6 protein-coding genes and 2 pseudogenes are annotated in these 9,339 nt (G+C 62.4%); 3 read left to right on the top strand and 5 right to left on the bottom strand.

Annotated features, from left to right (window positions below; translation table 11 throughout):
* A pseudogene (locus ACH196_RS37125) lies at nt 1-109 on the top strand (IS5/IS1182 family transposase); the annotation flags it as partial.
* A gap of 430 nt (nt 110-539) precedes the next feature.
* Here ACH196_RS37125 and ACH196_RS37120 read toward each other — a convergent pair.
* The 5 genes from ACH196_RS37120 to ACH196_RS37100 form a co-directional block, all read right to left on the bottom strand.
* Nucleotides 540-3,113 carry an FAD-dependent oxidoreductase gene (locus tag ACH196_RS37120; RefSeq protein WP_396651829.1) on the bottom strand — a complete coding sequence of 858 codons (2,574 nt, stop codon included), beginning with the start codon at nt 3,111-3,113 and terminating at the stop codon, nt 540-542.
* A gap of 47 nt (nt 3,114-3,160) precedes the next feature.
* On the bottom strand, nt 3,161-3,541 hold the full coding sequence (locus ACH196_RS37115) for a RidA family protein (protein ID WP_396651828.1): 381 nt from the start codon (nt 3,539-3,541) through the stop codon (nt 3,161-3,163).
* Nucleotides 3,538-3,987, bottom strand: coding sequence for an endonuclease domain-containing protein (locus tag ACH196_RS37110; protein ID WP_396651830.1), 450 nt, complete (start codon nt 3,985-3,987; stop codon nt 3,538-3,540). Before ACH196_RS37110 ends, ACH196_RS37115 begins: the two co-directional genes overlap by 4 nt.
* A gap of 208 nt (nt 3,988-4,195) precedes the next feature.
* On the bottom strand, nt 4,196-5,773 hold the full coding sequence (locus ACH196_RS37105; RefSeq protein ID WP_396651827.1) for a trimethylamine methyltransferase family protein: 1,578 nt from the start codon (nt 5,771-5,773) through the stop codon (nt 4,196-4,198).
* A gap of 269 nt (nt 5,774-6,042) precedes the next feature.
* Nucleotides 6,043-6,897 carry a hypothetical protein gene (locus tag ACH196_RS37100; protein ID WP_396651826.1) on the bottom strand — a complete coding sequence of 285 codons (855 nt, stop codon included), beginning with the start codon at nt 6,895-6,897 and terminating at the stop codon, nt 6,043-6,045.
* 198 nt (nt 6,898-7,095) lie between these two features.
* On the opposite strand from ACH196_RS37100, the gene solA reads away from it, so the two are divergent.
* Together solA and ACH196_RS37090 are read left to right on the top strand one after the other, a co-directional pair.
* Nucleotides 7,096-8,250: an N-methyl-L-tryptophan oxidase gene (gene solA, locus ACH196_RS37095; protein ID WP_396651825.1), complete on the top strand. Its 1,155-nt coding sequence runs from the start codon at nt 7,096-7,098 to the stop codon at nt 8,248-8,250.
* A 686-nt stretch (nt 8,251-8,936) separates the two neighbouring features.
* Nucleotides 8,937-9,339: pseudogene (locus ACH196_RS37090) on the top strand (hypothetical protein); the annotation flags it as partial.

The raw sequence follows: 9,339 nt of genomic DNA, 5'->3' as shown, positions 1-9,339 counted from the left end.
CTGTCGGCGCCTGGCCAAGGACTGGGAATGCCTCAACGCCAGGGCACTCGCTTTCCTAAAGCTCGCCTCCATCCGCCTCATGATCAGAAGACTTTGTAATCCATCATAAAGTTACCGGACTGACTCTTATAGAATCCCTAGTCGCGTCCATCCAAAGAGCCGAAAATTTCCGCTTAAAATCGTGCGTATGTATCACTTTTTGCATTCTAGGCGCTTGATCACGAAAGCTGGTCATGGCGTTGAGAAAAGATGTTACTCTCGTGTTCGCGCGTACGCGCTGATCTTGAAAATAGTCGAATGAGGAAAATGGGAACAATAAATATCTTCTAGCGCTGGAAAGTAAAAACTCCTCAAAATCATCGAGACAGTAAACAATCTGCATAAAGCACTCTTCAAGATGCATATATTCCATCAAAAATGACCGAGACAATTCAATATCTTTGTATTGACTCTCTGATAGAATCAAATTGTACCCTTCGCTTATGGAAAAGGGCTCTATCCAGTAGCCTTGATGAGTCATTTGGTCCGCCCGTCTTAATCTACCCCCGCATTTTCTCGCCTGCCGGATCGAACAGCGGCTGGACGTTGATCCGTGCCGGGCGGCGGTGGCCGAGAATCTCGATCTCGAACATGCCCTCGCTCTCGTTCTCGGCAAGCTCCGCCGGCACATAGCCCTGCGCCAGCGATTTCTCGACGAAATGCGCGTAGCCGCCGGACGTGACCCAGCCGACCACCGACCACTCGCCGTCATGGATGCCGCGCACGGCGGAAGCGCCGGTGGCGGCGGTCGAACCGCGAACCGGCTTGCCCGTAGCATCGAAACGCGGGGCGCCGAAATCGTGCGTCTTGCCGACCGCGCCGAAATCCTTGCCATTCACCTTCGCCCAGATCGGTTCGTCGCCCATGACGTCGGCGTCGAGCGCATCGACGATCAGCGAGACGCGGCGCAGCTTCGGTCCATCGGCCTTTTCCTTTGCAGCCGCGTCGCGGCCAACAAAATCGTTCTTCTCCAGCCGGATGAAGCGGTCCATGGCGCCTTCGAACGGCCCGTAGATCGGACGAAGTTCACGGAACCAGGTCGGAAAGTTCTTTTCCAGCCGCATGGACAGCAGGGCGCGCATGCCGAAATCGACGATGCCGAATTCCTGGCCGGCGGCTTTGATCGCCGCATAGACCAGCCGCTGGTAGGCCGGCTGCATCCAGATCTCGTAGCCTAAATCACCGGTGTAGGTGACGCGGTTTACCATGGCTGGCGCACCGCCGACCGCCATCTCGCGGAAATCCATGAATTTGAAGGCTTTCGTCGACACATCCTCGTCGACCAGCTTTTGCAGCAGCGCCTGCGCCTTCGGGCCGGCGATTGAGAGGCCGACGAGCGTCTGGTCGAAACGGTGGATGCGTACCGACCCGTCCTTCGGCAGGTGCTTCTCGAACCAGCGCATGTGATACTTTTGCGCGGCCGACGAGCCGAAGATCATGAAGCGCTCGTCGCCGGCGCGGGCTATGGTGAAGTCGCCGATCAGTTTTCCGAATTCGTTGAGCATCGGGGTGAGCACGATGCGGCCCTTTTTCGGCATGCGGTTGGTCATCAGGCGGTTCAAGAAATCCTCCGAACCGCTTCCGCTGACTTCATATTTGGCGAAATTGGCGATCTCGGTGACGCCGACCTTTTCGCGCACCGCCCGCACCTCGGCGCCGACCTGCCCGAAATCGTTGGAGCGGTGGAAGGAAACGATGTCCTTCGGCTCTGTGCCCTTCGGCGCGAACCACAGTGGCGTCTCCAGGCCCCAGCTATCGCCCATGACGGCGTTCTGCGCCACCATGACGTCGTAGAGCGGCGTGGTCTGCGCCGGCCGCGCCGCCGGCAGCTCCTCATTGGGGAAGCGGATGGAAAAACGCCGCGAATAGTTTTCGCGGACCTTCGCGTTGGTGTAGCGCAGGCTCGCCCACTCGCCCCAACGTGCCACGTCCATGCCCCACACGTCGAAGCCCGGATCGCCGTTGACCATCCAGTTCGACAGCGCCAGCCCGACGCCGCCGCCCTGCGAAAAACCGGCCATGACGCCGCAGGCCACCCAGAAATTGGTCAGGCCCTGCACCGGACCGACCAGCGGGTTGCCGTCCGGCGCGAAGGTGAAGGGGCCGTTGATGATCTGCTTGATGCCCGCCTTCTCGATGCCCGGAAAATGCTTGAAGCCGATCTCCAGCGACGGCGCGATGCGGTCGAGGTCGGGCGGCAGCAATTCGTGGCCGAAATCCCACGGCGTGTTGACCGGCGACCACGGCTTGCAGGCCTTTTCATAGGTGCCGAGCAGGATGCCGTTGCGCTCCTGGCGCGTATAAATCTCACCCTTGAAGTCGAGCACGCCGACCATTTCGCGGCCGGTCTCCCTGTTGAAGGCTTCGACCTCGGGCATCGGCTCGGTCAAGAGGTACATGTGCTCCATGGCCAGCACCGGCAGCTCGACGCCGACCATGCGGCCGATCTCGCGCGCCCACAAGCCGCCGCAGTTCACGACATGCTCGGCATGCACGACGCCCTGTTGGGTAATCACGTTCCAGGTGCCGTCCGGCTGCTGCGTCAATTCCCTAACCGGATTGCGCAGCACGATCTCGGCGCCCAGCTTTTTCGCCGCCTTCGAGTAGGCGATGGTCGTGCCGGAGGGGTCGAGATGGCCCTCGACCGGATCCCACATGGCGCCGACGAAATTGGTCTCGTCCATCAGCGGGAACATCGCCTTGGCCTCGGACGGCGTGATCAGCTCGGTGTCCATGCCGAGATAGCGGCCTTTTGCGTGGGCCAGCCGCAGAAAATCCATGCGCTCCGGCGTGTCGGCCATCATCACGCCGCCGGTCAGGTGCAGCGAGCAGGACTGGCCGGAAATTTCTTCGAGCTCCTTGTAGAGTTGCACCGTATAGGCCTGCAGCTTCGCCACGTTCGGGTCGCCGTTCAGCGTGTGAAAACCGCCCGCCGCATGCCAGGACGAGCCGGAAGTAAGCTCCGAGCGTTCGATCAGCATGATGTCGGTCCAGCCGGCGCGAGCGAGGTGATAGAGCACCGAGCAGCCGACGACGCCGCCGCCGATGACAACCGCTTTGACGTGGGATTTCATTGAGTTGGGTCCGTTACTGCAAAGATTGAATCAGGTTGTTTGAAGTCTCAGGCTGCGGCAATCGCTTCGATCTCCAGCAGCCATTTCTCATCGAAAATGCCGGTGATGATCGTGGTCAACGCCACCTTGCGCCCGCCGAGCGCCTCGTCGCGGGTGGAGCGGTAGTCGGCGATGTATTTTCGGTCCGACAGGAAGATCGTCACCTTGACGAGATTGTCGAGCGTCATGCCGGCAGCGGCGAGCTGGGCGATGACGTTTTTCCAGGCAAGCCGCGACTGGTCGGCGAAATTGTCCGGAATGCCGCCGTCGACGGCGACCGGAATCTGGCCGGAGATGAACAGGATGCGGCTGGCGCCGGACACTTCCATGGCTTGATGGTAGGTCGGGGCGGCCGGCGCGTCGGGAGCGTTGACGGGTCGGAGGTTCATATCGATTCCCCGGCAAGAGCGGCGAAAGACGTTGGAGATGGACGCGAATACACGAAGCGGAAATCAAATGCTGCGACATCACCGGCAAGCCGGCCGTCCAGGGCGGCGAGGATGGTTTCGCAAACGGATGTGCGCCCCTTCAGGACGTCATGGCTCCAGAAGCGCAGGACCGAATACCCCTTTGCGCGCATGAATTCGTCGCGCCGGCGATCATAGCTGCTGTCGGCATGCTGGGAGCCATCGAGCTCGATAACGAGTTTTTTCTTACGGCAGCAGAAGTCGGCGAAGTAGGACCCTATCGGATGCTGGCGAACAAACTGATGACCTGCAAGCCGGCGCCCTTTCAGGTCCTGCCACAGCAAACCTTCGGCGCTGTTTTCAACCCAACGCAGTGTCCGGGCGCGTTCTGTCGTACCTGGTTTGCGACGACTCCGTGATTTTCCGATGGGCCGCCCCCCCTCCGCCTCGCTTCGCTCGGCACCTCCCCCCCACTCCGTGGGGTGGAGGATAGGTGCTGCGGCTGATGACGGCCTATCCTCCACCCCACGGAGTGGGGGGGAGGTGTCGAGGGCCTTTTCGGCCTGAGACGGAGGGGGGGACCTTTTCATAAAGCGAGGTGTCCTGAGCAGCAGATTCCTAGTCTGTGGGCCAAACTCAAAAATCCGTCGGCGCGCCGCCTTCGGCGCGGCGCTTTTCGACAAAAGCTTCAAGTTCCTCGCGGATGGCGGGGTCCATCCACGGCTCCTCGTAGCTCGCCAGCCGCTCCTTCCAGACGCGGTTCGCCTTTTCCATGGCTGTGGGAGAACCGGCCTCCGCCCAGGTCTCGAAATTGCGCCAGTCGGAGATGATCGGTGAGTAGAACGCCGTCTTGTAGCGGTCCTGCGTGTGCTGCGTGCCGAAGAAATGCCCGCCCGGCCCGACCGAGCGGATGGCGTCGACCGCAAGCGCGTCCTCCGACAGGTCGAGCGGCGTCAAAAACTCCGCCACCATCTGCAGCAGGTCGATGTCGAGGATCGTCTTCTCATAGGAGCAGCGCAGCCCGCCCTCCAGCCAGCCGGCACCATGCAGCATGAAGTTTGCGCCCGCCTGCACCGCACCCCACAGCGAAAACACGCTTTCGTAAGCCGCCTGCGCGTCCACCGTGTTGGCGGCGCAGGTGTTGGAGGTGCGGTAGGGGATCCTGTAGCGCCGCGCCAGTTGCCCGCCGACAAGCTGCGCCTTCATGTATTCCGGCGTGCCGAAGGCCGGCGCGCCCGACTTCATGTCGACGTTGGAGGTGAAGCCGCCGTAACCCACCGGCGCGCCCTTCCTCACCATCTGGGTGAAGGCGATGCCGGCCAGCGCCTCGGCGTTCTGCTGCACCAGCGCGCCGGCGATGGTGACCGGCGCCATGGCGCCCGACAGCGTGAACGGCGTGACAATCACCACCTGGCCGGCTGACGACATCTGGATGATGCCCTCCATCATCGGCACGTCGAGTTTTAGCGGCGAATTGGTGTTGATGATCGTGTAGACCGACGGCTCCTCCAGCATCTGCTCACGCGAAATGCCGCGGGCGATGCGGGTGATCTCGATGCCGTCGACGTTGCGCTCCTTGCCCAGCGAATAAATGTGAAAGACCTTGTCGGTCAGAACAGCCAGGTCGCGGATGCATTCGAGGTGGCGTACCGACGGGTGGATGTCGATCGGCTCCACGGGATAGCCGCCGGTGGTGTTCAGAATGTTGTGCATCTGCGCCAGCCGCAAAAAATTGCGGAAGTCGCGCTGGTTGCCGGGCCGGCGGCCGCCATCGAGGTCCGAACAGTTGGGCGCCGACGCCATCTGCGACAGCACGAGGTTGTTGCCGCCGAAACGCACATTATGCGCCGGGTTGCGGGCGTGGATGGTGAATTCGGACGGGGCGTGTGCGACGAGTTCCAGGATCATGTCGGCATCGAAACGCACGCGCTCGCTGCCCTCGCGCACGTCGGCGCCATGCTCCTTCATAATTTTGCGCGCGCCGTCATGCAGCACGTCGACGCCGATCTCCTTCAGCACGCGCAGCGAGGCGAGATGGATCGATTCCAGCTCGTCGTCGGAAATCAGTTTTGTCGGCTGGAACGGAATCTTGAGCTGCCGGAACGGCGGCTGCTCGAACGTGGCCGAACCCCGGGCGCGGCTTCCCGCCCGACCGCCGCGACGGGTGCGCTCGGTGGCGACGATCGGTTCGGCAGGTTGGACGGCGGCATTCATGCGGGCACTCGCGAACAAGCAAGAGGATTGAGGCCGCATATTGCCGCTTGCGCAAGGCAGCGACAGCGGGGCCAGCGACTCCCAGCAATGGGGAAGCGACATCAGCCGGAATACGGTCTGTCGATATTCAGGCCATGACGGCCTGCAAATGGTGCTTTTCTGCGCTTCCGATGCTCATGTACCTTCACGTACACTGCGCTTCGGTTCTCGAAAAACATCATTTTCGGCTCGTCCTGACCCGAATCTCAACAGACCTTCGGCAGCCGCCGTCAGGTGCCGGAGCGGTTGATGATGTTGGCCTGGTCGCGGGTGATGATCGTGCCGGTTCGAAGATGGCCGGGCGCGCTGAGGTGCGCCGCCTTGGTGCTGTGGCCGAGGCGGAGCAGATGCATCGTCTCGTGCGCCAGCACTTCAGCGGCGTCGTGTCCGGTGTCGTCCTCCAGGATGCAGTTGCGTTCCCACCAGCGGACCGCTGCGTCGGTGCGGTCGATCCGTGGCGTATCGTCGTCCTCGAATTCCCTGACGAAAAAGACGTTGAAGTCGGCGGATGGATCGGCGTTCCGGGTGACGATCTCCCACTCGTCGCGCTTCCAGGGTTTTTCCGGGTCGCCGGCATCGTAGACCACCTTGCCGAGGCGTTGGCGCAGGTTGAGGATTTTCGCGCTCTTGGACTCCAGCCTGACATTCGCCTGGGGTGTCAGCAGTTCGTTGGCGCCTCGGATCATGTCCTCCAGATCGGCGATACGGCGCGCCGTCGTCTGGCGGCGGCCGGCCTCGACATAGTGGAAGGCGGTTCCGACCAGTTTCTGCGCCTTGACGCTGACTTCGAGCAGGCCCTCGGATACAAACGGATCGGACAGGCTCGTTCCCGGCGGAGCCCAGTCGATAAAGGCTTTTCCCCCACGAATCCCCGTCAGTTTGAGCAGGCTGTAGCCGGCGGCGAAGGATTCCGTCGCCGTCAGCGAGGCAGCGGAACCCGAGGGGACATGCACGCGCGGAGCGAGGCCAAACGTTCCCGAAGCCATCAGAAAACGCATGCCGCCCACGGGCAACATCTGCCATGGAGGCGACGCCTTTGCGTCGAAACCCCAGTGGCCCGGAAACTGCGTGTAGGATACGGCCATGGCCTCATCTCCTGCAGCCGCCGGTCGAGGCCGTAAGGATCGCCCGGTGCGGCGGCGTGTGGGCCGAATGCCTCGATTTATCGGGCCTGCGGCCGGAAATCGCCGTGAATCCTAGCGCTGCGCGGTAACGACACGATTGCAGCGGATGCCATTTCGGTATCAAAGCCGGCGCAAAGCTGAACATGCCGGACGATCTGGATGCGCAACAAGACCTCCGATGGAACTTACGACGTCGCCGTCATCGGCCTCGGCGCCATGGGCAGCGCCGCGCTGTTCCACCTGGCGCGGCGCGGAAAACGGGTGGTCGGCATCGAGCAGTTCCGGCCCGGCCACGACCGCGGTTCCTCGCATGGCGAATCGCGGGCGATCCGGCTGGGTTATTTCGAACACCCGTCCTATGTGCCGCTGGTGCGCCGCGCCTATGAGAACTGGCGGGAACTGGAAAGCCTGACCGGCGAGACCGTGCTGACCGTCACCGGCATACTTGAAGCAGGCAAACCGGGCGGTATGCTGGTCGCGGGTTCGCTCGAAGCCTGCCGATTGCACGGGCTCGACCACGAATTGCTCGATCCGGCCGAAGTCGCGCGCCGCTTTCCCGCCATCCGGTTGCCCGAAAACTATTCGGCCATGTTCCAGCCACAGGGCGGCTTCGTGCGGCCGGATCTCGCCAACGCACTCCATCTTCGCCTGGCGAAGGAGGCCGGCGCGACGGTTCTTGCAGACACCAAGGTTTTGGCGGTCGAGCCGCGCGGACAGGGCGTGCGCGTGGTGCTCGCCGACCGCGCCATCGAGGCGGGTTCGGTCGTCATCGCGGCCGGCCCATGGATCGGGGAACTCGTGCCGGAACTGAAGCCCCGGCTGTTCCTGAACCGGATGGTGCTCACCTGGTATGAGCCGAAGCGGCCGGAACTGTTCGGGCTCGGGGCGCTTCCGGTGTTCGCCATCGAAGGAGAGGATGACTTCCTCTATGGCTTCCCGGATTTCGCCGGCCTCGGCCTCAAATGCGCGTCGCATTTCGGCAGCGGCCGGCTGGCAACAGCCGACGACGCGCGCCAGGACGCCGGTCCCGCGGACGAGGCGCGAACGCGGCGGTTCCTGGAACGCTACCTGCCGGAAGGCGCGGGGCGGCTGAAGGCGATGAAGACCTGCATCTACACGATGACGCCTGACGAGGATTTTGTCATCGATACGCTGCCGGACGATCCGCGCATCGTCGTGGCGTCGCCTTGTTCCGGCCACGGCTTCAAATTCGCCAGCGTGGTGGGGGAGGTGGTTGCCGACCTGGCGACAGTGGGCGAGACGCCACACGACATCGGCCGGTTCCGGATGGGGAGATGGGGCGCCGACGCTTGAGTTCCCCCTTGAGCTATGGCGTCACACATTTCGCCACGGGCTGACGATGCCGACTCTGGCCTTGACGGTGGTGATAGTAAAGTCCCCACAGAATTTGTCGCCTGTCGATGCCCGACCTTTTTCGATTGAAACAATGACATGTGTGAATCCGATAGCCCATTTGAGGGAGGGTCGGCGAACGATCGGAGCGAAGCGCGGATCGCGAGGCGGCGGGGATCGTTTCGGAATGGAGCGTGCCGTCGCCCACCCCTGTCCTCAGGCGGCTTGGGCCGGCTTCGCCGACATATGGCCTGGCCCTGCAATTCGATGTTATCCGTCGGAAGACCGGCCTGAAATCCGGAATTGCGTAAACCGCCCCCGGGATTTCCATGATCTCCCCGATCGCCTTTGTCGGCCTCGTTGGTCATGCTTGTTCCGCGATAATCCACGAGGGTTGCCACCAACTATCTGTTTCTACTTGCCTTTACAGGCATGACATTCTTTCCGGCCGGCCTTGCGCCCAGGCTGGGAAGGCTCAGATGCGGGCCGCGCCCTCCCGAAAAATCAAGCCTTTTCAATGTGTTGCGCAAGGGGCGTGATGTCAGCCTCGCTGCGGCGCGGTCGTCAAGGATTATTTTCTTAGGACCATTGCATATGTTCACGATATGTTCCATATTGGATGCCGACCTTGTCCGAAGGAGGCGGCGGTGGAGTTTGGAGACGCGAGTACGACAATCGAGGGATACCGGGACGCGCTGAAGCATATCCTCTTGATGCTGGTCGGCATGGCCGAGATGGGGTTCGGCAGGCCGCTGTCGCTGGTGCTCGGGGAAGCCACCGTTGCGCCAAGGCCGGGACGGGCGGGGAGGACGGGGCGGAACAAACCGCCCGCGGCGCTCTGCCTTCCTCGCCACCTCTATCGCGCCATTCTTCTGCTCTTGCGCCCAGCCGAATCCGCCGCCCGGCGCCTCATCATCGCGGCAGCGCAAGGCATCGTGGTGGTGCTCCCGCCGTTTCGTCCGCGAAAGCTCAAGCCAAAAATTTCCGACACGGTGGCCGCCATGCGCCGCCTCGGCCTTGCCGTCGCCCTGTCGCAGGAGGATTTTGCCC

Source organism: Mesorhizobium sp. IMUNJ 23232 (genome assembly GCF_044326205.1).
Lineage (GTDB): Bacteria > Pseudomonadota > Alphaproteobacteria > Rhizobiales > Rhizobiaceae > Kumtagia.
This window is presented reverse-complemented; position numbering and strand designations above follow the sequence as displayed.

Bases quoted from the DNA above. Each gene is read 5' to 3' on its own strand.
- ACH196_RS37120 (WP_396651829.1), bottom strand. From the start codon at position 3,113: ATGAAATCCCACGTCAAAGCGGTTGTCATCGGCGGCGGCGTCGTCGGC.
- ACH196_RS37115 (WP_396651828.1), bottom strand. From the start codon at position 3,541: ATGAACCTCCGACCCGTCAACGCTCCCGACGCGCCGGCCGCCCCGACC.
- ACH196_RS37105 (WP_396651827.1), bottom strand. From the start codon at position 5,773: ATGAATGCCGCCGTCCAACCTGCCGAACCGATCGTCGCCACCGAGCGC.
- ACH196_RS37100 (WP_396651826.1), bottom strand. From the start codon at position 6,897: ATGGCCGTATCCTACACGCAGTTTCCGGGCCACTGGGGTTTCGACGCA.
- solA (WP_396651825.1), top strand. From the start codon at position 7,096: ATGCGCAACAAGACCTCCGATGGAACTTACGACGTCGCCGTCATCGGC.